Source organism: Klebsiella sp. 141161 (assembly GCF_050600815.1).
In the GTDB taxonomy this organism is placed as follows: domain Bacteria; phylum Pseudomonadota; class Gammaproteobacteria; order Enterobacterales; family Enterobacteriaceae; genus Klebsiella; species Klebsiella aerogenes.
The window spans coordinates 154,322-177,684 of sequence record NZ_JAQIRN010000002.1; the positions used below are offsets into that span (position 1 = coordinate 154,322).

Genomic DNA, 23,363 nt, shown 5'->3' on the forward strand with positions numbered 1-23,363 from the left:
CATCGTAGAGAAGGATGTGAATTATGCAAAACGCACACGACGATCTGTGGCAGCGCTACCAGGCCACCAAAGCCCGCTCCACCGCCAAATATGCCCGCGACATCGCCGCAGAGATGGGAATTAGCGAAGCCGAATTAACCGCCGCGCGCGTCGGTCACGATGCCGTGCGTCTGCACGACGACGTACGGGCGATTATCGCCGCCCTGGAGAGCGTCGGCGAAACCAAATGCATCTGCCGCAACGAATACGCGGTGCATGAGCAGGTCGGCGAATTTACCCATCAGCACCTGAGCGGCCACGCCGGGCTGGTGCTCAACCCGCGGGCGCTCGACCTGCGCCTGTTCCTCAGCCAGTGGTCGAGCGTGTTCCACCTCAACGATAACGGCCGCCAGAGCATCCAGTTCTTTGACCCGCACGGCGACGCGCTGCTAAAGGTTTACGCCACCGGGCAAACCGATATGGCGGCATGGCAAACGCTGGTAGCCAAATTCAGCGAGACGGCGCCCGGCGCGCTGACGATTCGCCCGGCCGACCGCGTAAAGTACGCCGACTCCGCCGACGCCGCGGCGCTGGAAAAGGAGTGGCGCGCGATGACCGATGTGCATCAGTTCTTCGGCCTGTTGCGTAAACACAACCTTTCCCGTCAGCAGGCCTTCCGCCTGGTGAGCGACGATCTGGCCTGCCGCATCGACAATAATGCGCTGCCGGGACTGCTGGAAACGGTGCGCCAGGACGGCAATGAAATCATGATCTTCGTCGGCAACCGCGGCTGCGTTCAGATCTTCACCGGCGCGCTGGAAAAACTGGCGCCGATGCGCGGCTGGATCAACATCTTCAACAGCGCCTTCACCCTACATCTGCGCGAAGACAGCGTGGATGAAATCTGGGTCACCCGTAAACCGACCTCCGATGGCCACGTCACCAGCGTCGAACTGTTTGCCAAAGACGGTACGCAAATCGTCCAGCTGTACGGCCAGCGCAGCGAAGGCCACCCGGAGCAAGAACAGTGGCGCGCGCAGGTGGCGCGTCTGTGCGCGGAAGGGCAGCCGGCATGAAACGTTGGGGAATACTGCTTGCCGCACTGCCGCTGTTCGCCAGCGCGGCCGCCGACAGGGTAATCTCCCTCGGCGGCGACGTCACCGAAATTGTCTATGCGCTGAACTCTGGGCAGCAACTGGTGGCGAAGGACAGCACCAGCACCTGGCCTGCCGCCGCGCAGAAGCTGCCGGACGTCGGCTATCTACGGCAGTTAAACGCCGAGGGGATCCTCTCCTTACGCCCGCAGCTGGTACTGGCCAGCGCGCAGGCGCAGCCGTCGCTGGTGCTGCAGAAAGTGCAGGACAGTAAGGTGACGGTCGTCAACGTGCCGGGCGGCGATAACCTTGCCGCCATCGATAACAAAATCGCCGTTATCGCCAAAGCATTAGGCAAAAAACCGGCGGGCGACATACTGCGCCAGCAGATCCGGCAGCAGATAGCCGCCCTTCCCACACAGCCTATCGCCAAACGGGTACTGTTTATCCTCAGCCACGGCGGGATGAATACCATGGTGGCCGGGCAGCACACCGCCGCCGATGGCGCGATCCGCGCCGCCGGGCTGCAAAACGCGATGCAGGGCTTTGACCATTATCGCGCGATGTCGCAGGAAGGCGTGGCCGCAAGCCAGGCGGATCTGGTGGTAATTTCCGCCGATGGCCTCAAAGGGATGGGCGGCGAAAGCGGGTTATGGAAATTGCCCGGTCTGGCGCAAACGCCCGCTGGCCGCCATAAACAGCTACTGGCGATCGACGATATGGCCCTGCTCGGCTTCGGCCCGCGTACGCCGCAGGCGATCCTCGAACTGCGGAAAAAAGCGGAGCAGCTGCCCTGATGCGCCCTGCCCTCGTTCGCCATTTGCTGTTAATGGCGCTGCTGCTGGTCGTCTTGACGCTCTACGCCACCACCCTCGGCGCAATGCGATTGCCATTGGTCAACCTGCTGCCCTCCGGCGATGAAATCCTGCGCCATATCTGGCTGACGATCCGTCTGCCGCGGGTGCTGCTGGCGCTGCTGGTCGGCGCCGCGCTGGCCCTGTCCGGCTGCGTGATGCAGGGGCTGTTTCGCAACCCGCTCGCCGACCCGGGGCTTCTGGGCATCAGCAGCGGCGCGGCGCTGGCGGTGGCCTGCTGGCTGGTGCTGCCGCTCAGCGTGCCGGCGCTGTTAGCCCTGTATATGCCGATGCTGGCGGCGTTTATCGGCAGCCTGGCGGTGATGGCAGTGATTTTTATCCTCAGCCGCGCAGGTGACGGTTCGCTGTCGCGGCTGCTGCTGGTGGGGATCGCCATCAACGCCTTATGCGGCGCGCTGGTCGGCGTGCTGGCCTGGCTAAGCAACGATGCTCAGCTACGTCAGCTGTCGCTGTGGGGGATGGGAAGCCTCGGCCAGGCCGAATGGCCGACGCTGCTGGTGGCGGCTAGCTTGATTATTCCGGCGTCAATAGCGGTGTGGTTGATGGCGTCACGCCTTAACCTGCTGCAACTCGGTGATGAAGAGGCGCACTACCTCGGCGTTAACGTGCGGGCGCTGCAGCGGCTGCTGTTGTTATGTAGCGCGGTGCTGGTTGCCGCGGCGGTGGCGATAAGCGGCGTCATCGGTTTTATCGGCCTGGTGGTGCCGCATCTGATGCGACTGTGGCTGGGGGCGGACCACCGCGGTCTCATCCCCGGCTCGCTGCTGGCGGGCGCGATTCTGCTGCTGATTGCCGATACCCTGGCGCGCACCGTCGCCGCGCCGGCGGAGATGCCGGTGGGGCTGCTGACCAGCCTGTTGGGCGCGCCGTGGTTCCTGTGGTTGATATTTCGTCGGGAGAAACCAATCCATGGATAAAGACTATCGGGCGCAAGGGCTGTCGCTGCGGCTCGGCCAACGACAGGTGATTGACCAGGTTTCGCTGACGCTTCGCGGCGGCGAGATGACCGCGCTGATCGGCCCGAACGGCGCGGGCAAATCCACCCTGCTGCGGCTGCTAACCGGCTTCCTTACCCCGGACAGCGGCGAACGCATGATGGACGGCAAAGCGCTGGAGCGTTGGTCGCCGCAGGCGCTATCGCGCCGCCGGGCGGTGATGTTGCAGCGCACTCCACTCCAGGCCGACTGGACGGTGGAAACGGTTATCGCCATGGGGCGCTCGCCATGGGAAGCGACCGCCAGTCCTCAGACTCTGCGCGATATTATGGCGGAAACCGGCTGCGATCATTTGCGCGGCAGGCGCTATCCGTCGCTTTCCGGCGGCGAGCAGCAGCGGGTACAGCTGGCCCGCTGCCTCGCGCAGCTGTGGCAAAACGGCGCGCCGCAGGGCTGGCTGTTTTTGGACGAACCCACCTCGGCGCTGGATCTCTACTATCAACAGCATCTGCTGCGCCTGCTCAAGCGTCTGACCGCGAGCGGCCAGCTGCATGTCTGCGTGGTGCTGCACGATCTCAACCTCGCCGCCCTGTGGGCCGACCAGATTCTGCTGCTACACCAGGGACAGGTGGTCGCGCAGGGCACGCCGCGTCAGGTTATCCAGCAGGAAATCATTAGCCGCTGGTACGGCGCGGATGTGCGCCTCGGCCAGCATCCGGAAAAAGCGATTCCACAGGTTTATCTGGCGCCCTGAACGTCACGCGCGGCCAGCTTAGCGATGGCCGCGCGTTCTAGAAGTGGAATCAGGATCGCTGCGTCCACTTCGTCACTTTCCCTCAAATGCCTATCTCCGTTATCATGTCTTCCTCATGCGATAACGACGACAATAATAAAATCGCAATCCATTAAAAATCAGGGACCTGGATAACACCCTATGAGCACAATCGACAATTTAGACGCCCATACCCCAATGATGCAGCAGTACCTGAAGCTGAAGGCTCAGCATCCGGAGATCCTGCTGTTTTACCGGATGGGCGACTTTTACGAGCTGTTTTATGACGACGCCAAACGCGCCTCGCAGCTGCTCGATATCTCGCTGACCAAACGCGGCGCTTCCGCGGGCGAACCGATTCCCATGGCCGGCATCCCCCACCACGCGGTGGAAAACTATCTGGCTAAACTGGTGAATCAGGGCGAGTCGGTCGCGATTTGCGAACAGATTGGCGATCCGGCTACCACCAAAGGGCCGGTAGAACGCAAAGTGGTACGCATCGTCACGCCGGGCACCATCAGCGATGAAGCGCTGCTGCAGGAGCGTCAGGACAACCTGCTGGCCGCCATCTGGCAGGACAGCAAGGGCTTCGGCTACGCGACGCTGGATATCAGCTCCGGGCGCTTTCGCCTGAGCGAACCGGCCGACCGCGAGACCATGGCGGCGGAACTACAACGTACCAATCCGGCGGAACTGCTGTATGCGGAAGATTTTGCCGAATCTTCACTGATTGAAGGCCGCCGCGGCCTGCGCCGTCGCCCGCTATGGGAGTTCGAAATCGACACCGCGCGCCAGCAGCTCAACCTGCAGTTCGGCACCCGCGATCTGGTGGGCTTCGGCGTTGAAAACGCCCCGCGCGGGCTGTGCGCCGCCGGCTGCCTGTTGCAGTACGTCAAAGATACCCAGCGCACCTCGCTGCCGCACATTCGTTCCATCACCATGGAACGCCAGCAGGACAGCATCATTATGGATGCCGCCACCCGTCGCAATCTGGAGATCACCCAGAATCTCGCCGGCGGCGTTGATAACACCCTTGCCTCGGTACTCGACTGCACGGTCACGCCGATGGGCAGCCGCATGCTCAAACGCTGGCTGCATATGCCGGTACGCGATACCGCGGTGCTGGTTGAACGCCAACAAACGATTGGCGCCTTACAGGAACGCTATACCGAGCTGCAGCCGGTGCTGCGTCAGGTCGGCGATCTCGAACGTATTCTGGCGCGTCTGGCGCTGCGTACCGCCCGCCCGCGCGATTTAGCCCGTATGCGTCATGCCTTCCAGCAGCTGCCGCTGCTGCGCGAGCTGCTGGCCGACGTTGACTGTCAGCCGGTGCAACAGCTGCGCGAGAAAATGGGCGAATTCGCCGAGCTACGCGAATTGCTGGAACGCGCGATCATCGACGCGCCGCCGGTACTGGTGCGTGACGGCGGCGTTATCGCTCCGGGTTATAATGAAGAGCTGGATGAGTGGCGAGCGCTGGCCGATGGCGCGACCGATTATCTCGACAAACTGGAAATCCGCGAACGTGAGCGCCTGGGCCTTGATACCCTGAAGGTCGGCTACAATGCCGTTCACGGTTACTACATCCAGATCAGCCGCGGCCAGAGCCAGCATGCGCCGATTCACTACGTGCGCCGCCAGACGCTGAAAAACGCCGAGCGCTACATTATTCCGGAACTGAAGGAATACGAAGATAAGGTCCTGACTTCAAAAGGCAAGGCGCTGGCGCTGGAAAAACAGCTCTATGACGACCTGTTCGAAAAGCTGCTGCCGCATCTGGCCGACTTACAAATCAGCGCCAGCGCGCTGGCCGAGCTGGACGTACTGGTGAACCTCGCGGAACGCGCGGAAACCCTCAACTACTGCTGCCCGACCTTTATCGATAAACCCGGCATTCGCATTACCGAAGGCCGTCACCCGGTAGTGGAACAGGTACTGAAAGAGCCGTTTATCGCCAACCCGCTGCAGCTGGCGCCGCAGCGCCGCATGCTGATCATCACCGGGCCCAACATGGGCGGTAAAAGTACCTATATGCGCCAGACCGCGCTGATTGCGCTGCTGGCCTATATCGGCAGCTACGTGCCGGCGCAGAAGGTAGAAATTGGCCCGATCGACCGCATCTTTACCCGCGTCGGCGCGGCGGATGACCTGGCGAGCGGCCGTTCCACCTTCATGGTGGAGATGACCGAAACCGCCAATATTCTGCACAACGCCACCGAACACAGCCTGGTGCTGATGGACGAGATCGGCCGCGGTACGTCTACCTACGACGGTCTGTCGCTGGCGTGGGCCTGCGCGGAGAATCTGGCAAATAAAATCAAAGCGTTGACCCTGTTCGCTACCCACTACTTCGAGCTCACCCAGTTGCCGGAAAAAATGGAAGGCGTGGCCAACGTGCACCTCGATGCGCTGGAGCACGGCGATACCATCGCCTTTATGCACAGCGTGCAGGACGGCGCGGCCAGCAAGAGCTATGGCCTGGCGGTCGCCGCGCTGGCAGGGGTGCCGAAAGAAGTGATCAAACGCGCGCGACAGAAACTGCGCGAGCTGGAGAGCATTTCGCCAAATGCCGCCGCCACGCAGGTTGATGGTACGCAGATGTCGCTGCTCTCCGCGCCGGAAGAGACCTCACCGGCGCTGGAAGCGCTGGAGAATCTTGACCCGGATTCACTGAGCCCGCGTCAGGCGCTGGAGTGGATTTACCGCCTGAAAAGCCTGGTGTAATTAGCCGCTAAATAGCAAAAAGCCTGGCGTCATCGTCAGGCTTTTTGTTTTTAGCATCAGTTATATTGCAGGGTGATCGTCCCGGTGGCATTGGCGGTACCGGGGGTAATGGTTTCCCCTATTTTATGGTAGTTAGCCCGGAAGGTCAGAGTTTCATTGGCGGAAGCGCCGCCAGGGTTGGTCGCGTCAGCATAGGTACTAGCCGTGCCGGTATCTCCGGAAAAGGGAGTAGCGCCATCAGCGTCGGTCCCCGCAGACCAGGTTGAAGTGTCGCTGCGCTTTGAGTAAAAGATCGGTACCGTCTGGCCTGAGCTCATCAACACATAGAATCCGCCATTGGGAAGTTTTCTTTCCAGCTGTACCCCCACCCCCGTCGCCGTACTCCCGTCGCCATTATCGGATAGCGCAATAGTTGAGTTATCGCCGGACACCGTCGCCGCATTCATGGTCATCGAGACATTGGTTCCCGGCTCGCAGGTCAGATTGACGTTTTTTTCCGGACCGGAATAGACGTAGCCGGTACTATCAAATGCCGACACTTCGACATCCCCCATTGGGAAGTTGAGACTCGCCACATCCGCCGTACAGCCCATCGCATGTACTTCAACCGTGGTGGTCGACAGCGTCAGCGTGGAGGCGATGTCGCCATCACTGCTATCAATACTCTGCGTTTCGCGATAGTCGACCCGCGCCAGCGGGCTCGGAACGTTAAACGTGCCGCTGGTTATCGGCCCGCCGGTGGCGATAATTTGCACCCGATAAGCGGAATTGTTGAGGGTGTGGTCGGAGCCCGCCCCGGCATCGTGTTCCTGCCAGCTGTTATCGATCGCCCGTTCGTCATCAAACGGACCCGCCTGATTAATGGTATAGACGCGAATACCGAGCCCGGTAGCGGTTGAGCCATTACTCAGCGGATAAACATTATCCTGCAGCGGGCTGGCGGTGGTTAACGCGCCGGCGTAGTGAAAGCCGACGTAATAGGTCCCCGCACAGTTCTTGATGGTTGTCGTGCCGCCGGACATATATCCGGAGTCATAAAGGATCTCGCCCGGCGCATAATTTTTACTGGAGACCAGTAGCTGCTGCGGCATCGCAACATAAGATTGCGACGGTGTGTCGTCGGTACGATGACAAACCGCCTGGGCCGCCAGCGGAAACAGCCCCAGCAATAACAGGGTGGAATATAAAAATTTTAACACGTTGTTTGCCTTAAATCGGGGTTAGTTATAGGTCACGTTCAACGTGACCGCGGAGCTGAATTTACCCGCCGTTGGGGCGCCATGAGGGGTGTACATGCGGGCAATAAATTTCAATGCGCCCGCGCCATTTTCAATGGGTACCGGATAACTCACCCCATTGGCCAGCGCCACGTGGATAGCTGGATAATCGAACAACTGCAATCCAACATCGGTAGCGCCATCGGCATCAGGCGTCACCTGATTGGCATAAATGACCGAGCCATAGGTCGGGTCTTCGGAATAGGGTGTGCCGGTGAAAGTGACGGTGGCCTGGCTGATTTCAGCAGTACAGCTGTCAAAACTGATGGTGACTGGAACGTTGCCGGTGTTACCGCCGGCAACAGAAAAGTCTCCTTTATAGTATTTCCCCAGATCTACGGTTTCAGGAGTGGTGACATTACAGGTCCCTGCGGCAATCCTGCCGTGAAAGGTAATATCACGTGTCTGCTGGAGATTATTATCCCGAGCCAGAGCTGGCATTGCGCTAACCAGCATCCCCGTTAAAAACAGAACAGCATATAAAAATTTTGACATCTCTCCTGCCTTTTATCAGGTAACTAGTTATAAACAACGTTCAGGGTGACGACGCTCTGGAACTCCCCGGTACCGGGGTTGTGGCCTGGGGTTGCCATTCTTGCGACAAAAATTATCTCACCGGCATGACTGTCTGACTCGAGAGTGACGTCATGACTCTGCCCGTTAGACATTTGCCAGTGATCCGCATCGGTTAATAATTCCAGTGCAACATCGGTTGCCCCGCCCCCCTCTGCCGTAATCCCGTTGGCAAAATAGAATGGCTGGGTTCCATCTACGGCACCGGTAAACGCTACCGTCGCTTTAGTCAGCGAGGGAGAACAGTTAGTGAAAGAGACGGTGAACGGGACATTGTCCGTGCTATCGCCCTCATTAATAAAATCCGTTGGCAGATAGGTTCCCAGTTCAACGGTCGCGGGATAGCTAACATTACAGCTGCCTGCCACAATATTCCCCGTGACGCTGAAGTTAATGACATCCTGTGTGTTGTACGCCAGCGCAGACGGCAGCCCGGCAACGAAGAGCAGGCCCGTCGCCGCCATGCGTCGGACGGTAGCAAAATGAAAGCGTGACATCAGTGAGCCCCCGGGACGGGATGACATATCCCGTTGATAAACAGAATATCGGCCTGCGACTTCGCACCCGCCAGTGAGTAGTCAACGGCACACTGTTTGTTCGCCCCGTCGCCCCACTTGACCATCAGTTGCCCTTTATCGGCGAGACCAACCAGGTACACTTCGCCACTGTCGCCGACGATGCTGCTGCGGGTGTCGTCCGAATCATCACTGGTTTGCGTGACTACCGCGCCGAACGGCACCGGCTTACCGTTGAAGATCAACGTCATCATCGCCTTCCGGCCAATCCAGGTGTTGTACTTCACGCGGACCACCGCGCCTTTGGTCGGCACCACGGTTTTGGCGACGTTATCAATGGCCGCAGTGGCATCGCTGGCCTCCACGGTATTGAGGGAAATCTGGTTACTGTGGTACGGACGCACGTACGGCACAATCGCATTACCAAAGTAGTCGGTATGGACGTTAGTCTGGCCATTGATCGGCACCCCGGAGACGCCCGGCGTTTCCACCAGCGCTACGCTGTCATTCAACTGACGGGCCAGGGTAATACCGCCGCTGTGAACCACCATTCCGCCGCGCAGGCTATAGTTCAGACGACGGCTGTAGTCGTCGTAGCTGTAGCCGGCGGACACATCGGCATACGAGCTCTGGTAGCCGACGGTAACGTTGCCGTTGGTCGCTTCTGAATCGGCGTTATAGCCTTCCGATACCTGCCAGTTGAGCTGGTTTTGCTGCATTGCGGTGCCGGAAATACCGATGTTATGCGTGGTATCGCCGTGTTTGCTGCTGTTCATCGAGTAGTTAGCCGAAATCGACTGCGCCGCTTCACTATTGCTGAAGGCGCTGAACGGTACGCTAAAGTTAAGCGAGAAGACGTTATCGTCATCGTATTCATCAGAATCGTTGCCATAACCGCCATCAACGTTTTTCGTGTGCGCATAGTTCAGCGAGTACGATACCGGCCCCAGCGTGCTGCTGAAGCCGAGGTTCAGCGAGTCGGCGTGCTGGCTGTTCCAGTAGGAGGCGTCATACATGGTCAGGGATAACGTACCGAAAGGCAGCGTCTGCGAGATAGTCACGTCGAAACGGTTACGTTCGCGACCGTTATCGATGGCGCTGTTGCCCGGGTCCCAATCATTGAGGAAATCCTGGAACGACAGATAACCGCGGGTTGAGAATTTGTAGCCAGCCACCGCAATATCGGTGTTGGTCTGCTGCAGCGTCTTGCTGTAGCGCACGCGGTACGACTGGCCGCTATGGTGTTCCATCTGCCGTATATTGTCCGGCTGCGGGACATCCGCCCACGACTGTGAAATATCAAAAGAGAGCGCCCCGGCGCTGCCGAGGTTAAAACCGGTACCGGCAATCAGGTTAGAGTATTTGTCTTCCGCCTGAATATAGCCGCCATACAGCGTCACGCCTTTGCCGACGCCCCAGGCCGCCGATCCCTGGACAAAGTTAAAGTCTTCCGCCCGCGAATCCGAGCCGTCCTGGCGGGTTTTACCCGCCACCAGGCCATACTGCACCTGTCCTTCGCGCTGTAGCACCGGCAATGTGGCGTAAGGGACGATGAAGCTACTTTGCGAACCATCAGACTCCTTGATCACCACTTTCAGGTCGCCGGAGCTACCGGTCGGGTACATATCGCTGAATTCGAATGGCCCCGGCGGCACCGTAGCCTTATAGATGCTGTGTCCGTTCTGGTACACCGTGACCTCGGCGTTGCTGCGGGCGATACCGCGGATCACCGGCGCGAAGCCCTGCATGCTGTCCGGCTTCATATCATTATCGGAATACATCTGTACCCCGGTAAAACCCACGCTATCGAACACGCCGCCGCGGGTGGTGCCCTGCCCGAGAACCAGTTGGCTTTTCAGAGATTTAATATCGCGGGAAGCGTAGGTGTACACCGAATCCCACTCACTTTCGGATTCAGAGTGGCTGTAGGTGGAATAGTTACGCAAACGCCACGCCCCCAGGTTCAGCCCCGGCTGTAGGCTGACGAACTGGTTGCTACTGTCCACGCCATTACGGTGGTGCAAATCCTGCTGACCAGAGACGCTGTAGTTAAGCAAACCGGCGGCAATACCTTCATCCCATCGTTCTGGCGAAACGTAGCCACGGGCGGTGTTGAGCAGGGCAACCTGCGGGATAGTGAGATCAAAGCGCTGATTCGCCAGATCCATTTTCTGTTCCAGACCCGGAATAGCCTGCAGGCTGGCGCACTCTCTGGCTTTGTCCTGTTCGCTAAAGTAGTTATCGACCCGCACATTCCAGGCTTTCAGCTCAGACACGCTCAGGCACGCTCCAACAACCTGCCCGGCGGTGGTGTTTTTGTCGTCCGACAGCTTGCGAAAGGAAATGGTTTTAGTATCCACCAGGCTACCGTTGATATAAATATCGACGTTATAGTCACCAGGCGGTACCTCATCTTTGGCAAACAGACTGAGATCCATCATTGGCCTCTCTGTACTATCCGTTTCCAAAAGACGAGGGTTAAAATGTTCCTGAGCAATGGCGCTGAAAGAACTGAAGGCAATACTGAGCCCCAGCCCTAAAGAAAGGACATAGGTATGCTTAACTTTTTCCATTATTACCCTGTATCCGTACGGGATACGTACCGTGCCGATTAATATGAAGAGACTTTGTCCTGACCTTTCACGCCGTAATCATTAATCAGCGACCAGGTCACTTTGCCGTGGGAGGGGATCTTCCCTTCGGAAATATTCAGCGTGGAGAACGGTGCGACAAAATATTGGCCGCTGAGCGCATGATTATTAATTTCTATGCGGGAGAAGTTCATATAAAACGGCGTCGGGTTATTGACCTGCACACCGCCGGCAGCCGGCTTCCATACCACTTTATTTGCACTGCTTTCCGGCGACTGGCCTTTGAGCGCAACCGGGCGATAGATCAGCTTAATTTTCGAATTGATGGCAATCTGCATGGTATTTTTGCCAGCAGAACTATCATCCGTAGCGGGAATACCTTTTACGTTTAGCCACAATAATGATTCGCGATCTTCCGGAACCGGCATCCCTGAACGAACAATACGGATCGACGCTTTTTTCCCGGCTTCGAGGCGAAACAGCGGCGGCGTAATAATCATAGTTTCTTTTTTCAGCGCGCTACCTTCGGCGGGACTGACCCAGGATTGCACAAGATTGGTAACTTTGTCCGAGTTTTCCACGGATAACGAGGCGGCCTGATGGGAGCCGTCAAAAATCACCCGCGTTCCGCCGGTAACGATACTGGCAGACGCATTCAGGCTGGCAACGGCGGCCACACAAAAAACAAAAGCTGCGATGGGTTTCATTATGCACTCACAAAAATATAAGGAGGGTTTCCCCTCCTTCAGGATTAGTTATAACGGACGTTATAGGTCACGACGGACTGAACCGTACCAGCAACAGCCTGATCAACAGCAATCATCGATGCGGTGTAGGTCTCGGTAGCAGAACCAGAGTCCAGGGTAATAGGATCGTTGTCTGCATTGTTCTTCACGATGGTGCCATTAGAACCGCCTTGCTTCAGTTGAACGGCAACGTTTTGTGCAGCAGTGACGCCAACCCCACTGGCAGTATTCGCGAAGTACGAGTCATCACCAGCCACCGGGTCAACCGGCGCAGAGAAGACAATATTGACATTGGACGCAGTCGGGCACTGGTCCAGATTAAAAACGAACTGTTTCGGCGCGCCGAGGTCACCTTTTGCTACCAAATCAGTTGCTGCCACGCTGCCCAGTTCAACGGTTGCATCCGGAGTACCGCCATCAACAGTGATATTGCAACCCGTCTCCAGCACTTCACCGTTAAAGGTAATGGTGTTAGATGCCATCGCTGCCGCGCTCATGCCAAAAGTCAGAACCAGAGCTGCGCCGATTTTAGTAAGTTTCATTCTTTAATATCCCAATAAAAATAATAAACATCGCAATTATTAACGCTGTCATCATGACAATCGAAAAGCATTATCACCAAACGCCCATTAAATAATGCACGTTCAGTGATAATGCTTATTAACTCGCTTCGAAAAAAATGGGCGTTAATATGTATTTCTAAATACTCGTTCGAGTCCATATTTAGACTACAAGATATTTACAGATTGATTCAAACTGGATGTATTTAATTAAAAACTTACGGAGGGTTGACTGTTTGAAAAAACGACCAGGGAGAAGAAAAAATGAGTAATGATAGCTGACAAGATGTGAATTATAACCATTAATGATTACGTCATTAGTTATAATCTAATTAAAAATACTTGTCACGCCCTTTAATTCTACATAAAAAGGCCCGGAATATCCGGGCCAGTCATTTAACGCTTATCTTCCGCCAACAGCGGTGGAATATGCGGCACCTGCGGCGCCTCATCAATATCTTTCTGCGTCATGCGAAACGCTTGCGGATAATGTTGGCGGCTGGTACGACGCAGCGGTTCGGTATTACGCCAGGTATAGAGGCAGTGCTGGCACTGATAAACGATCCATACCCCTTTTACCGGCGACGTCGCCATCACTTCAATCTGTTCATCAGCGCAACGTGGACAAATCATCTTCTTCTCCTTATTTACGGTTGGCCAACATGGCGGTCAGTTTTTCAGCCCAGGCTTTGGTTTCCGGTAAATCCTGCACCGGCTGGCTGTAGTGACCGCGAAGGTCCGGCGCAACCGGGGTGGTGGCGTCGATAATCAGTTTGTCGGTGATCCCCGCCGGGCTGGAACCAGGGTCGAGCTCCAGTACCGACATGTTCGGCAACTGCACCAGGTCGCCCGCCGGGTTGACCTTCGAGGAGAGTGCCCACATCACCTGCGGCAGGTTGAACGGGTCGACATCTTCATCAACCATAATGACCATTTTCACGTAACCGAGGCCATGCGGGGTAGTCATCGCCCGTAATCCCACCGCGCGGGCAAAACCGCCGTAGCGTTTTTTGGTGGAGATAATCGCCAGCAGGCCATGGGTGTACATGGCGTTGACCGCCTGCACTTCCGGGAACTCGGCTTTCAGCTGCTGGTACAGCGGCACGCAGGTCGCCGGGCCCATCAGATAGTCGATTTCGGTCCACGGCATTCCGAGATACAACGATTCAAAAATCGGTTTTGTGCGATAAGAGACTTTATCGATACGCACCACCGTCATATTGCGGCCGCCTGAGTAGTGGCCGGTGAACTCGCCGAACGGCCCTTCAATTTCACGCTTGCGCCCTTCAATCACCCCTTCAAGGATCACTTCCGAGCCCCAGGGTACGTCAAAGCCGGTCAGCGGTGCGGTGGCGATGGGATACGGGCTTTCGCGCAGCGCGCCCGCCATCTCATATTCTGACTGGTCATATTTCAGCGGCGTGGCGCCCATCAGGGTAATAATCGGATCGTTACCCAGAGTGATGGCAATGGGCAGATCCTCACCGCGCTCTTCCGCTTTATGCAGATGCAGCGCGATATCGTGCATCGGTACCGGCTGCAGGCCCAGCTTGCGCTTGCCTTTCACTTCCATCCGGTAAATGCCGACGTTCTGTTTACCGAAGTTGTCCGGGTCAAGCGGATCGCGAGAAACCACGCAGGCTTTGTCGAGATAGAAACCACCGTCGCCATCGTTCAGGCGGAACAACGGCAGAATATCGAACAGGTTGATATCGTCGCCATCAACGGTGTTTTCCGCCCACGCTGGATTAGCGCGACGCTCCGGCGTTACCGGGAATTTATCCCAGCGGCGAATAAATTCATCAATCTGTTTTTTCACCGGCGTGTTTGGCGGCAGCCCCAGCGAAATCGCGTGGTTTTGCCAGGAACCGATGGTGTTCATGGCGACACGGGCATCGGTAAAGCCGCGAATGTTATCGAACCACAGCGCTGGCGCGCCGTCGCCGATGCGCCCTGTGGCGTTAGCGGCAGCGGCGAGATCCGGCTCGGCATTCACCTCTTCGCTAATTTTTAGCAGTTGCCCCTGCTCATCCAGCGCCTGCAAAAAGCTGCGTAAATCATCAAAAGCCATGACTAATTCTCCTGTGATAAATTCTCGACCGCGCGTAAGCCGTTCCAGCGGCGCGCTTTGCGGTATTCGAGACCGAACTGATCCAACACCCGGGTCACGATATGGTTGGTAATATCCTCCACCGTTTCCGGGTGGTTGTAGTAGGCAGGCATCGGCGGCACCATCGCCACGCCCATGCGCGACAGCGCCAGCATGTTCTCCAGATGAATGGTGCTCAGCGGCATTTCACGCGGCACCAGAACCAGCTTGCGCCCCTCTTTCAGCACGACATCCGCCGCGCGGCCGACTAACCCTTCCGCATAGCCTGTGCGGATACCTGCCAGCGTTTTCATGCTGCACGGGATAACAATCATGCCGTCGGTACGAAACGATCCTGATGAGATGGTCGCGGCCTGATCCGCCGGGCTATGGCAGAAGTCCGCCAGCGCGGCGACTTCACGAGCGCTATAGGGCGTTTCCAGCTCAATGGTGGTTTTTGCCCATTTCGACATCACCAGGTGCGTTTCCACATCCGGCATTTCGTTCAGCGCTTGCAATAGCGCGACGCCCAACGGCGCGCCGGTCGCCCCGGTCATCCCAATAATCAGTTTCATTCACTACCTCATACATTGTTCGTATACGAACCTTTGTATTAAAACTACGCTCATTTTTACGGGATCTCAATATCGTTCGCATACGATCCGCATCAATAATCAAAAAAATGAGATGTGAAAAGAAGCCGTAAATGCGGCTATCATAAAGGTGATATTTTTGTGACGGAGTGTTCATGGAGTTACGTAACGAGGCGTTCCACCTTCTGCGCCAGCTTTTTCAACAGCACACCGCGCGCTGGCAACATGAATTACCGGAACTGACCAAGCCGCAATACGCGGTGATGCGCTCGGTCGCCGAACATCCTGGTATCGAGCAGGTGACGCTTATCGAAGCGGCCGTCAGCACGAAAGCGACGCTGGCGGAGATGCTAAGCCGGATGGAAAAACGCGGGCTGGTGCGCCGCGAACACGATCCGACAGATAAACGTCGCCGCTTTGTCTATCTGACGAATGAAGGACAGGCGCTGCTCGCAAATTCCATGCCGCAGGGCAACCGTGTCGATGAAGAGTTTTTGAGCCGCCTTAATGAAGAGGAGCGCGCGCAGTTTTCCCGGCTGGTGCTGAAAATGATGGAAAGTAAAACCGCGGATTAAGCGGTTCGCTCGCGCAGAAAATCGATAAATGCCCGGACCTTGGTTGGCACATGCTGCGCGTCCGGGTAGACGGCGTATACCCCCTGAGAGGGAAAAATATACTCCGGCAATACCCGCACTAGCTCCTGCCGCACGATGGCTTCAGCCACCAGCCACTCTGGGAGCAGCGCCACCCCGCTTCCCGCCAGCGCAAAGCCCATTAACGCTTGTGCGCTATCGGCTGAGATCCGCGGTGGTTGCGTAATTTCAAAAGCGATCGATTGCCCTTCGACGGTCAGGAGCTGCCAGCGTAGCGGGGTCGCTAAGCGCTCGTTAACAATCCACTCCGCCTGCGCCAGGTCGGCAAGCGTGCGCAGCGGATGTTTATCCAGCCAAACCGGCGAGGCCACGGGCACGATGGCGAAACGCGAAATCCGAGCCGCGTGATAGCGTGAATCGGCCAGGGTACCGAGGCGGATCGCGACATCAAAACGTTCAGAGATCAAATCCGCGTGATACGACGATGAGACGTGGCGCACCCGCAGCGCCGGATGTCGACGAGCGAATTCCGCCAGCGCCGGGATGATCACCTGCGCGCCATATTCCGGGGTGGTGGTGATCCGCAGTTCACCGCTTAACCCGGCGTGGCTGGCGCGCACCTCGTCCTGTAAATTCTCCGCGGCTTTCAGCAGCCCGACGCCGCGCTGGTAAAACACCGCCCCGGCTTCGGTGAGCGTTAACCGGCGCGTCGAACGCAGAAGCAACGTCACCCCCAGCTCACTCTCAAGCTGGCGAACGTTAAAACTGACCACCGCTTTGGTCTGCCCAAGCGCCGTCGCCGCGGCGGTAAAGCTCCCGGCATCAACAACGGCGACAAACATGGTAACGCGCTGCAGGTTTAGCATTTGAATAGTGCTTATTGTCAAAAATTTTTAGACAGTATATCCCTGAAAAGCGCGTTTATCCGCCCCTGAGGCGCGGTTTACAGTAATCGCCTGCATTGCCTGCAGCTTAACCTGGAGTAAACATGAACCCATGGATCCAAGAAGTTATCGACGCCCACGTAATCATTGAACAATGGTTGGGCCGGAAAGAAGGTAGCGCGCAAGCGCTAATGAGCCGCTTTGCGCAAGAATTTACAATGGTCCCTATCAGCGGCGCAAAGATGGATTACCCAACGGTAAGCGGTTTTTTCCATAGCGCAGGCGGCAGTCGCCCGGGATTAAGTATCGTGGTTGATAATGCGCAGGTGTTGAGCGAATGGCATGACGGCGGCGCGGTGCTGTACCGCGAAAGCCAGACCCTGCCGGAACAAGGCGAAGTCGTGCGCTGGTCGACGGCGATATTTCAACGCATTGAGGGAAAAATCCTCTGGCGTCACCTGCAGGAAACCCGTATCGGTTAATACAAAGGAAAAGGCCCAATCGCTGGATTGGGCCTTTTTGAGAGAAAACGATTTATTCGCGGAATAGCGCTTCGATGTTTAGCCCCTGTCCCTGCAGGATCTCCCGCAGGCGGCGCAGGCCTTCCACCTGAATCTGACGCACGCGTTCGCGGGTCAGGCCGATTTCACGACCCACATCTTCAAGCGTTGCGGCTTCATATCCCAGCAGCCCGAAACGACGAGCCAGTACTTCACGCTGTTTGGCGTTCAGTTCGAACAGCCATTTGACGATGCTTTGTTTCATATCATCGTCCTGCGTGGTGTCTTCCGGGCCGTTGTCTTTTTCATCGGCCAGAATATCCAGCAGCGCTTTTTCTGAATCACCGCCCAGCGGGGTATCCACTGAGGTAATGCGCTCGTTCAGACGCAGCATACGGCTAACGTCATCAACCGGTTTATCCAGCTGTTCGGCTATCTCTTCGGCGCTTGGCTCGTGGTCCAGCTTATGCGACAACTCGCGCGCGGTACGCAGATAAACGTTCAGCTCTTTCACAATATGGATAGGCAAACGAATGGTACGGGTTTGGTTCATAATCGCCCGTTCAATCGTTTGACGGATCCACCAGGTGGCGTAGGTTGAAAAACGGAACCCACGCTCCGGGTCAAACTTCTCAACTGCGCGGATCAGGCCGAGGTTACCTTCTTCAATCAGATCCAGCAGCGCCAGACCACGATTGCTATAACGACGAGCAATCTTCACCACCAGACGCAGGTTACTTTCAATCATGCGACGGCGTGAAGCAACATCTCCACGTAGTGCGCGACGGGCGAAATAGACTTCCTCTTCGGCCGTCAGCAGCGGGGAATAACCAATCTCACCAAGATACAGCTGTGTCGCATCGAGAACGCGTTGGGTGGCGCCTTGCGACAGCAGCTCTTCCTCAGCCAGATCGCTATCACTGGGTTCCTCTTCTACTAAGGCTTTCTCGTCGAAAACCTCCATTCCGTTCTCATCAAATTCCGCGTCTTCATTTAAATCATGAACTTTCAGCGTATTCTGACTCATAAAGGTGGCTCCTACCCGTGATCCCTGAGCAAAGCACCTTCCGCGACCCATCACTAAACGACGCCGGAGTTATCCTCTTTATACCTCCACTGAAGGAGGCATATCGCGACCGCCCTGGCGCCTTTCATGGTGTTACGCTTATCCGTACTTTGCCAAATTATCGCTGCGGTAAGTACTGCAGCGGGTTGACGGATTTCCCCTTGTAACGAATTTCAAAATGTAATCTTGTTGAGCTGGTTCCGGTGCTACCCATGGTAGCGATTTTCTGCCCCGCTTTGACTTCCTGTTGCTCCCGAACCAGCATGGTATCGTTATGAGCGTAGGCACTCAGGTAATCATCGTTGTGTTTGATGATAATAAGATTACCGTAACCGCGCAGTGCGTTACCGGCATAGACGACGCGCCCATCGGCGGTCGCGACAATAGCCTGTCCTTTACTGCCTGCAATGTCGATACCTTTATTGCCGCCTTCCGCGCCGCTAAAGTTCTCGATAACCTTGCCATCAGTCGGCCAGCGCCATGATGAGATCGGCGAACTGGTAGACGTACTGCTTGCAGTCGGTTGGGTTGTGCTAACGGTTGATGGCGCCGTAACCGGAGCGACCGTTGTTGTGGTCGTTGCTGGTTTATTATTCGGCAACATCTTAGTAGCACTCTGTTCACCTGAAGATTCAGAATACGTAATAGTCGGTTGTGACGCAACCACTGCGGTGGATTTTTGTGCAGAAGTTGTGGTGGCCGTCGCACCGCCGCTTGCCTGCGCGCTAGCCTGAGATACCGGGTTTTCGCCGGTGATCGGCTGGCCTGCGGAGTTGCCGACCTGCAGCACCTGGCCCACGTTCAGCGCGTACGGCGCCGGGACGTTGTTGCGTTCCGCAAGGTCGCGGAAATCGTTGCCGGTGACCCACGCGATATAGAACAGGGTATCGCCGCGCTTAACGGTATAGGTACTGCCGCCGGTATAGCTACCTTTCGGAATATCGCCATATTTACGGTTGTAAACAATCTTACCGTTCACCGTCTGCACCGGTTGTTGAGCCATCGGCTGAACCTGAGTCGGCTGGGTCTGAATTGGCTGGGTCTGCATCGGTTGAATCGGCTGAGCCGGAGGAACTTGCTGCGCGCCGGAGGATGGCGGTGTAATCAGCATCCCGGAATTGGTGCTGGAGGACGCAGCGCCGCTTGCCGAATTCACCGGCGCAGGCGGATTATTGGTATTTGTACACCCGGCCAGCCAGAGTGAAACCAGTGACAACGCCGCAATACGGCTTACGGTAAATTTTGGGCTTCCCGCGCTCATTTATCCCCCAGGAATATGTTAACTGCCAATATCTTGCTTACCGGGCAGCGCCCGGCCAGGACACTGAAAAATGTGTCCACCCTACGCCTAAACTTAGGCAAAAAAAACCTGGAATAATCCGGGTTCAGGCCAGTTCCCCTCTGACGAGCGGAACAAAGCGAACGGCCTCGACGGTATCGATGAAAAATTCGCCGCCGCGGCGACGGATCCGCTTCAGGTACTGATGTTCTTCACCTACCGGTAAAACCAGCACGCCGCCTTCATCAAGCTGCGCCATCAGCGCGGCCGGAATTTCCGGCGGCGCGGCGGTGACGATAATCGCGTCAAAAGGCGCGCGAGCCTGCCAACCCTGCCATCCATCGCCATGACGGGTTGAAACATTATGTAAATCAAGTTGTTTAAGACGCCGACGCGCCTGCCACTGCAGGCTCTTAATCCGCTCAACCGAGCAGACGTGGTGCACGAGGTGCGCCAGGATCGCCGTCTGATAGCCGGAGCCGGTGCCGATTTCCAGCACTTTTGAGTCCGGCGTCAGTTCCAGAAGCTCCGTCATCCGCGCCACCATATAGGGCTGCGAGATGGTTTGCCCCTGGCCAATCGGCAGCGCGGTGTTTTCCCACGCCTTATGTTCAAAGGCTTCATCAACGAATTTCTCGCGCGGAACCTGCGCGATTGCCTCGAGGACTCGCTCATCGACGATGCCCTGAGTACGTAGCTGATTCAACAAACTTTCAACACGTTTACTTACCATTGCGTATCAACCCCGACGCGTTCTAACCAATCGGTTACCACCTCATGTGCCTGATGAGCGGTTAAATCGACATGCAATGGCGTGACGGAAACATAGCCTTCATCCACCGCCGCAAAATCGGTTCCCGGCCCGGCATCGCGCTTATCGCCCGGCGGGCCGATCCAGTACAGCGTATTGCCGCGCGGATCTTTTTGCGGAATGACCTGGTCAGCCGGATGCCGGTTGCCGCAGCGGGTCACGCGAATGCCTTTGATTTGCTCGAGGGGAAGATCCGGCACGTTGATGTTGAGGATCCGCCCGGTACGCAGCGGCTCGCGGCTTAACGCGCGCAAAATCGTGCACGTCACTGCCGCCGCGGTATCGTAATGTTGATAGCCGTTCAGCGAAACGGCAAGGGCGGGAAAACCAAGATGGCGGCCTTCCATCGCCGCCGCGACGGTACCGGAATAAATGACGTCATCGCCAAGATTGGGGCCCGCGTTGATTCCTGAGACCACAATATCCGGGCGCGGACGCATCAGCGCGTTAACGCCAAGATAAACGCAGTCGGTCGGCGTGCCCATCTGGACGGCGATATCGCCATTTTCAAAGGTGAACGTGCGTAGAGAAGATTCCAGCGTGAGCGAATTTGAGGCGCCGCTGCGATTACGATCGGGTGCAACAACCTGGACCTCGGCAAATTCGCGTAAGGCCTTCGCCAGGGTTTGGATCCCCGGCGCGTGGATACCGTCATCGTTACTCAGCAATATTCGCATAGTCACCCGTTGTATTGATAAGTTCCCTTACCACGCTGGTGGCAAAACTTCCCGCTGGCAGCCAGAAGCGCAGTTCAACAGTGACATCATCCCACCAGTTCCAGCACAATTGCTGCGGATACAGCAGCATCGCCCGGCGCGCGGCTTCGACTTTTTCGCGCGCCAGCAGCGCCTGTAGCGACGTTTCTTCGGCTATCGCGGCTTGCTCGGCGGCCAGCGCGTCGCGTTGGCTGCCCCAGTCGCCGCAGCCCGGCAGCGCAGCGGTAATCATCAGCTCGCGGTTATCGACCCGCGCCTGCAATTCCGCCAACTCTTCGGTGGTTGCCACAAACCAGCTTCCGCGCCCCGCTAATTGTAGCGCATCGCCATCAACAACCTGATTAAATTCCGTTTTTTTTAATCTAATTGCAACTTGCTGATTAAACAACGCGCTGCGTGCCGCCGACAACCAAAAACTGCGTTTATTGCGATCGCGCACCGGCTCGCCGCTCTCGGCCCAGCGCAATGCGCCATGCAGGTTACTGCCGCCGATACCGAAGCGCTGCGCGCCGAAATAGTTCGGCACGCCGGCGGCGGCTATCGCCTGCAAGCGCTTTTCGACATCGTCGCGATCGCTGATTTCCCGCAGGATCAGCGTGAACTGGTTGCCCTTCAGCGCGCCTAAACGCAGCTTACGCTTATGGCGGGCATACTCCAGCACCTGGCAGCCTTCGAGCTGAAATTTGCTCAGATCCGGCATCTCTTTGCCCGGCACGCGGGCGCACAGCCACTGTTCGGTGACAGCGTGCTTATCTTTTTGCCCGGCAAAGCTCACTTCGCGCGCATGGATTTTAAGGAATTTCGCCAGCGCGTCGGCAACGAAACGGGTGTTGCAGCCATTTTTCAGAATCCGCACCAGCACATGTTCGCCTTCGCCATCAGGGGCGAAACCGAGGTCTTCGACCACCAGAAAGTCTTCCGGATTAGCCTTCAGCCGCCCCTGGCTGAGCGGCTTGCCGTGCAGGTATGTTAAGTCATCAAAGGCGATCATTGCGCAGCCTTACGCAGCAGCGCCACCGCTTCACAGGCGATGCCTTCGCCACGGCCGGTGAAGCCAAGCTTCTCGGTGGTGGTCGCTTTCACATTGACGTCGTCCATATGGCAGCCGAGATCTTCGGCGATAAACACGCGCATCTGCGGGATATGCGGCAGCATTTTTGGCGCCTGGGCGATGATGGTGACGTCAACGTTGCCAAGGGTATATCCCTTAGCCTGAATCCGCCGCCACGCTTCACGCAGCAGCTCCCGGCTATCCGCGCCTTTAAAGGCCGGATCGGTATCCGGGAACAGTTTACCGATGTCGCCGAGCGCCGCGGCGCCCAGCAGCGCGTCGGTCAACGCATGTAGCGCGACGTCGCCATCGGAATGGGCGAGCAGCCCTTTCTCATAAGGAATACGTACCCCGCCAATAATAATTGGCCCTTCACCGCCAAAAGCGTGTACGTCAAAACCATGTCCAATTCGCATTAAGCTTTCTCCTGGTGTCGGGAACGGGTAAGGTAAAATTCGGCCAGCGCCAGATCTTCCGGGCGCGTTACTTTAATATTATCAGCTCGTCCGGCGACCAATTCGGGATGGAAGCCGCAGTACTCCAGCGCCGACGCTTCGTCGGTGATGGTCGCGCCTTCATCCAGCGCGCGCGTCAGGCAGTCAAATAGCAGTTCACGCGGGAAAAATTGCGGCGTCAGCGCATGCCATAAATCATTGCGTTCGACGGTATGGGCGATCGCGGTTTTGCCCGGTTCGGCACGCTTCATGGTATCGCGCACCGGCGCCGCCAGTATGCCGCCGACGCGGCTGGTCGCGCTTAGCGCCAGCAGCCGCGAGAGATCATCCTGATGCAGGCACGGCCGCGCGGCATCATGAACCAGCACCCATTGCGCATCCGCTAAGGCTTTCAGCCCCGCCAGAACCGAATCGGCGCGCTCAGCGCCACCGTCAACGACGGTGACCTGCGGATGGTGGGCTAAGGGAAGTTGACTAAAGCGGATGTCGCCAGGGCTAACGGCGATGACCACTCGCTGAACGCGTTCGTTCGCCAGCAGCGCGGCGACCGAATGTTCGAGAATCGTTTTGTTACCGATTGAGAGATATTGTTTCGGGCACTCCGTTTGCATACGGCGGCCAAAACCGGCTGCCGGCACCACGGCGCAAACGCCCGGAAAAGTGGCTGCCATATTGTCATCCTGGG

Annotated in this window: 24 protein-coding genes; 7 read left to right on the forward strand and 17 right to left on the reverse strand. The window is 57.1% G+C overall.

The genetic code is table 11. From position 1 onward, the window contains the following. Positions 1–23: 23 nt before the first annotated feature. From PGR79_RS05385 to mutS, 5 genes are all read left to right on the forward strand, one after another. Positions 24–1,055, forward strand: a complete 1,032-nt coding sequence (locus PGR79_RS05385; protein ID WP_113374650.1) for a ChuX/HutX family heme-like substrate-binding protein — start codon at positions 24–26, stop codon at positions 1,053–1,055. Next, complete coding sequence (locus PGR79_RS05390; RefSeq protein ID WP_113374651.1) at positions 1,052–1,870, forward strand: hemin ABC transporter substrate-binding protein; 819 nt, start codon at positions 1,052–1,054, stop codon at positions 1,868–1,870. Before PGR79_RS05385 ends, PGR79_RS05390 begins: the two co-directional genes overlap by 4 nt. Then, complete coding sequence (locus PGR79_RS05395) at positions 1,870–2,865, forward strand: FecCD family ABC transporter permease (RefSeq protein WP_430921215.1); 996 nt, start codon at positions 1,870–1,872, stop codon at positions 2,863–2,865. Before PGR79_RS05390 ends, PGR79_RS05395 begins: the two co-directional genes overlap by 1 nt. Continuing rightward, positions 2,858–3,637: a heme ABC transporter ATP-binding protein gene (locus PGR79_RS05400; protein WP_430921217.1), complete on the forward strand. Its 780-nt coding sequence runs from the start codon at positions 2,858–2,860 to the stop codon at positions 3,635–3,637. Before PGR79_RS05395 ends, PGR79_RS05400 begins: the two co-directional genes overlap by 8 nt. A gap of 180 nt (positions 3,638–3,817) precedes the next feature. Further along, on the forward strand, positions 3,818–6,379 hold the full coding sequence (mutS, locus tag PGR79_RS05405) for a DNA mismatch repair protein MutS (protein ID WP_113372922.1): 2,562 nt from the start codon (positions 3,818–3,820) through the stop codon (positions 6,377–6,379). 56 nt (positions 6,380–6,435) lie between these two features. Here the strand turns inward: mutS and PGR79_RS05410 are convergent, their stop codons facing one another. The 9 genes from PGR79_RS05410 to PGR79_RS05450 all read right to left on the reverse strand — a co-directional run bounded on the left by PGR79_RS05410 (position 6,436) and on the right by PGR79_RS05450 (position 15,305). Beyond that, positions 6,436–7,578 carry a type 1 fimbrial protein gene (locus tag PGR79_RS05410; protein WP_113372923.1) on the reverse strand — a complete coding sequence of 381 codons (1,143 nt, stop codon included), beginning with the start codon at positions 7,576–7,578 and terminating at the stop codon, positions 6,436–6,438. A 21-nt stretch (positions 7,579–7,599) separates the two neighbouring features. Beyond that, the gene (locus tag PGR79_RS05415; protein ID WP_113372924.1) at positions 7,600–8,151 is read right to left on the reverse strand and encodes a fimbrial protein; all 552 of its coding nucleotides are present in this window, start codon (positions 8,149–8,151) and stop codon (positions 7,600–7,602) included. A gap of 23 nt (positions 8,152–8,174) precedes the next feature. Further along, positions 8,175–8,726 carry a fimbrial protein gene (locus PGR79_RS05420; protein ID WP_087858568.1) on the reverse strand — a complete coding sequence of 184 codons (552 nt, stop codon included), beginning with the start codon at positions 8,724–8,726 and terminating at the stop codon, positions 8,175–8,177. After that, positions 8,726–11,317 (reverse strand): fimbria/pilus outer membrane usher protein, encoded by a 2,592-nt coding sequence (locus PGR79_RS05425; protein ID WP_430921220.1) that lies wholly within the window; start codon positions 11,315–11,317, stop codon positions 8,726–8,728. Before PGR79_RS05425 ends, PGR79_RS05420 begins: the two co-directional genes overlap by 1 nt. 38 nt (positions 11,318–11,355) lie before the next feature. Beyond that, positions 11,356–12,042 carry a fimbria/pilus periplasmic chaperone gene (locus PGR79_RS05430; protein WP_015703286.1) on the reverse strand — a complete coding sequence of 229 codons (687 nt, stop codon included), beginning with the start codon at positions 12,040–12,042 and terminating at the stop codon, positions 11,356–11,358. A gap of 44 nt (positions 12,043–12,086) precedes the next feature. After that, positions 12,087–12,623 (reverse strand): fimbrial protein, encoded by a 537-nt coding sequence (locus PGR79_RS05435; RefSeq protein WP_015703287.1) that lies wholly within the window; start codon positions 12,621–12,623, stop codon positions 12,087–12,089. Positions 12,624–13,037: 414 nt separating this feature from the next. Next, on the reverse strand, positions 13,038–13,274 hold the full coding sequence (locus PGR79_RS05440) for a non-oxidative hydroxyarylic acid decarboxylases subunit D (RefSeq protein WP_430921222.1): 237 nt from the start codon (positions 13,272–13,274) through the stop codon (positions 13,038–13,040). 10 nt (positions 13,275–13,284) lie between these two features. Then, positions 13,285–14,712 (reverse strand): non-oxidative hydroxyarylic acid decarboxylases subunit C, encoded by a 1,428-nt coding sequence (locus PGR79_RS05445; RefSeq protein ID WP_045361374.1) that lies wholly within the window; start codon positions 14,710–14,712, stop codon positions 13,285–13,287. A 2-nt stretch (positions 14,713–14,714) separates the two neighbouring features. Continuing rightward, the gene (locus PGR79_RS05450) at positions 14,715–15,305 is read right to left on the reverse strand and encodes a non-oxidative hydroxyarylic acid decarboxylases subunit B (protein ID WP_113372925.1); all 591 of its coding nucleotides are present in this window, start codon (positions 15,303–15,305) and stop codon (positions 14,715–14,717) included. A gap of 173 nt (positions 15,306–15,478) precedes the next feature. Between PGR79_RS05450 and PGR79_RS05455 the strand changes: the two genes are divergently transcribed. Further along, positions 15,479–15,898: a MarR family winged helix-turn-helix transcriptional regulator gene (locus PGR79_RS05455; RefSeq protein ID WP_087858572.1), complete on the forward strand. Its 420-nt coding sequence runs from the start codon at positions 15,479–15,481 to the stop codon at positions 15,896–15,898. On the opposite strand, the gene PGR79_RS05460 is transcribed toward PGR79_RS05455, so the two are convergent. Continuing rightward, positions 15,895–16,782, reverse strand: coding sequence for a LysR family transcriptional regulator (locus tag PGR79_RS05460; protein WP_113372926.1), 888 nt, complete (start codon positions 16,780–16,782; stop codon positions 15,895–15,897). The two genes, PGR79_RS05455 and PGR79_RS05460, sit on opposite strands and share 4 nt — an antisense overlap. Positions 16,783–16,904: 122 nt before the next feature. On the opposite strand from PGR79_RS05460, the gene PGR79_RS05465 reads away from it, so the two are divergent. Then, on the forward strand, positions 16,905–17,282 hold the full coding sequence (locus PGR79_RS05465; protein ID WP_015703291.1) for a DUF4440 domain-containing protein: 378 nt from the start codon (positions 16,905–16,907) through the stop codon (positions 17,280–17,282). A gap of 52 nt (positions 17,283–17,334) precedes the next feature. On the opposite strand, the gene rpoS is transcribed toward PGR79_RS05465, so the two are convergent. The 7 genes from rpoS to ispD all read right to left on the reverse strand — a co-directional run bounded on the left by rpoS (position 17,335) and on the right by ispD (position 23,349). Further along, a complete protein-coding gene (rpoS, locus tag PGR79_RS05470; RefSeq protein ID WP_015703292.1) occupies positions 17,335–18,327 on the reverse strand; it encodes an RNA polymerase sigma factor RpoS in 993 nt (330 codons plus the stop codon). Positions 18,328–18,484: 157 nt separating this feature from the next. Continuing rightward, a complete protein-coding gene (gene nlpD / locus PGR79_RS05475) occupies positions 18,485–19,627 on the reverse strand; it encodes a murein hydrolase activator NlpD (RefSeq protein WP_045361378.1) in 1,143 nt (380 codons plus the stop codon). 124 nt (positions 19,628–19,751) lie between these two features. Next, positions 19,752–20,378: a protein-L-isoaspartate(D-aspartate) O-methyltransferase gene (locus tag PGR79_RS05480; RefSeq protein ID WP_087858575.1), complete on the reverse strand. Its 627-nt coding sequence runs from the start codon at positions 20,376–20,378 to the stop codon at positions 19,752–19,754. Next, on the reverse strand, positions 20,372–21,133 hold the full coding sequence (gene surE, locus PGR79_RS05485) for a 5'/3'-nucleotidase SurE (protein ID WP_015369987.1): 762 nt from the start codon (positions 21,131–21,133) through the stop codon (positions 20,372–20,374). The genes PGR79_RS05480 and surE overlap by 7 nt, the downstream gene beginning before the upstream one ends. Further along, entirely contained in the window at positions 21,114–22,163 is a 1,050-nt protein-coding gene (truD, locus tag PGR79_RS05490; RefSeq protein ID WP_271032878.1) for a tRNA pseudouridine(13) synthase TruD, read from the reverse strand. Before truD ends, surE begins: the two co-directional genes overlap by 20 nt. Next, positions 22,160–22,639 (reverse strand): 2-C-methyl-D-erythritol 2,4-cyclodiphosphate synthase, encoded by a 480-nt coding sequence (gene ispF, locus PGR79_RS05495; protein WP_015703296.1) that lies wholly within the window; start codon positions 22,637–22,639, stop codon positions 22,160–22,162. The genes truD and ispF overlap by 4 nt, the downstream gene beginning before the upstream one ends. Further along, positions 22,639–23,349, reverse strand: coding sequence for a 2-C-methyl-D-erythritol 4-phosphate cytidylyltransferase (ispD, locus tag PGR79_RS05500; RefSeq protein WP_047039060.1), 711 nt, complete (start codon positions 23,347–23,349; stop codon positions 22,639–22,641). The genes ispF and ispD overlap by 1 nt, the downstream gene beginning before the upstream one ends. Positions 23,350–23,363 lie beyond the last annotated feature (14 nt).

Coding starts and splice junctions, on each gene's coding strand:
- PGR79_RS05415 (WP_113372924.1), bottom strand. CDS start 8,151: ATGTCAAAATTTTTATATGCTGTTCTGTTTTTAACGGGGATGCTGGTT.
- PGR79_RS05395 (WP_430921215.1), top strand. CDS start 1,870: ATGCGCCCTGCCCTCGTTCGCCATTTGCTGTTAATGGCGCTGCTGCTG.
- PGR79_RS05420 (WP_087858568.1), bottom strand. CDS start 8,726: ATGTCACGCTTTCATTTTGCTACCGTCCGACGCATGGCGGCGACGGGC.
- PGR79_RS05445 (WP_045361374.1), bottom strand. CDS start 14,712: ATGGCTTTTGATGATTTACGCAGCTTTTTGCAGGCGCTGGATGAGCAG.
- truD (WP_271032878.1), bottom strand. CDS start 22,163: ATGATCGCCTTTGATGACTTAACATACCTGCACGGCAAGCCGCTCAGC.
- mutS (WP_113372922.1), top strand. CDS start 3,818: ATGAGCACAATCGACAATTTAGACGCCCATACCCCAATGATGCAGCAG.
- PGR79_RS05440 (WP_430921222.1), bottom strand. CDS start 13,274: ATGATTTGTCCACGTTGCGCTGATGAACAGATTGAAGTGATGGCGACG.
- rpoS (WP_015703292.1), bottom strand. CDS start 18,327: ATGAGTCAGAATACGCTGAAAGTTCATGATTTAAATGAAGACGCGGAA.
- PGR79_RS05430 (WP_015703286.1), bottom strand. CDS start 12,042: ATGAAACCCATCGCAGCTTTTGTTTTTTGTGTGGCCGCCGTTGCCAGC.
- surE (WP_015369987.1), bottom strand. CDS start 21,133: ATGCGAATATTGCTGAGTAACGATGACGGTATCCACGCGCCGGGGATC.
- ispD (WP_047039060.1), bottom strand. CDS start 23,349: ATGGCAGCCACTTTTCCGGGCGTTTGCGCCGTGGTGCCGGCAGCCGGT.
- PGR79_RS05455 (WP_087858572.1), top strand. CDS start 15,479: ATGGAGTTACGTAACGAGGCGTTCCACCTTCTGCGCCAGCTTTTTCAA.
- PGR79_RS05460 (WP_113372926.1), bottom strand. CDS start 16,782: ATGCTAAACCTGCAGCGCGTTACCATGTTTGTCGCCGTTGTTGATGCC.
- PGR79_RS05480 (WP_087858575.1), bottom strand. CDS start 20,378: ATGGTAAGTAAACGTGTTGAAAGTTTGTTGAATCAGCTACGTACTCAG.
- PGR79_RS05400 (WP_430921217.1), top strand. CDS start 2,858: ATGGATAAAGACTATCGGGCGCAAGGGCTGTCGCTGCGGCTCGGCCAA.
- nlpD (WP_045361378.1), bottom strand. CDS start 19,627: ATGAGCGCGGGAAGCCCAAAATTTACCGTAAGCCGTATTGCGGCGTTG.
- PGR79_RS05450 (WP_113372925.1), bottom strand. CDS start 15,305: ATGAAACTGATTATTGGGATGACCGGGGCGACCGGCGCGCCGTTGGGC.
- PGR79_RS05390 (WP_113374651.1), top strand. CDS start 1,052: ATGAAACGTTGGGGAATACTGCTTGCCGCACTGCCGCTGTTCGCCAGC.
- PGR79_RS05465 (WP_015703291.1), top strand. CDS start 16,905: ATGAACCCATGGATCCAAGAAGTTATCGACGCCCACGTAATCATTGAA.
- PGR79_RS05385 (WP_113374650.1), top strand. CDS start 24: ATGCAAAACGCACACGACGATCTGTGGCAGCGCTACCAGGCCACCAAA.
- ispF (WP_015703296.1), bottom strand. CDS start 22,639: ATGCGAATTGGACATGGTTTTGACGTACACGCTTTTGGCGGTGAAGGG.
- PGR79_RS05435 (WP_015703287.1), bottom strand. CDS start 12,623: ATGAAACTTACTAAAATCGGCGCAGCTCTGGTTCTGACTTTTGGCATG.
- PGR79_RS05425 (WP_430921220.1), bottom strand. CDS start 11,317: ATGGAAAAAGTTAAGCATACCTATGTCCTTTCTTTAGGGCTGGGGCTC.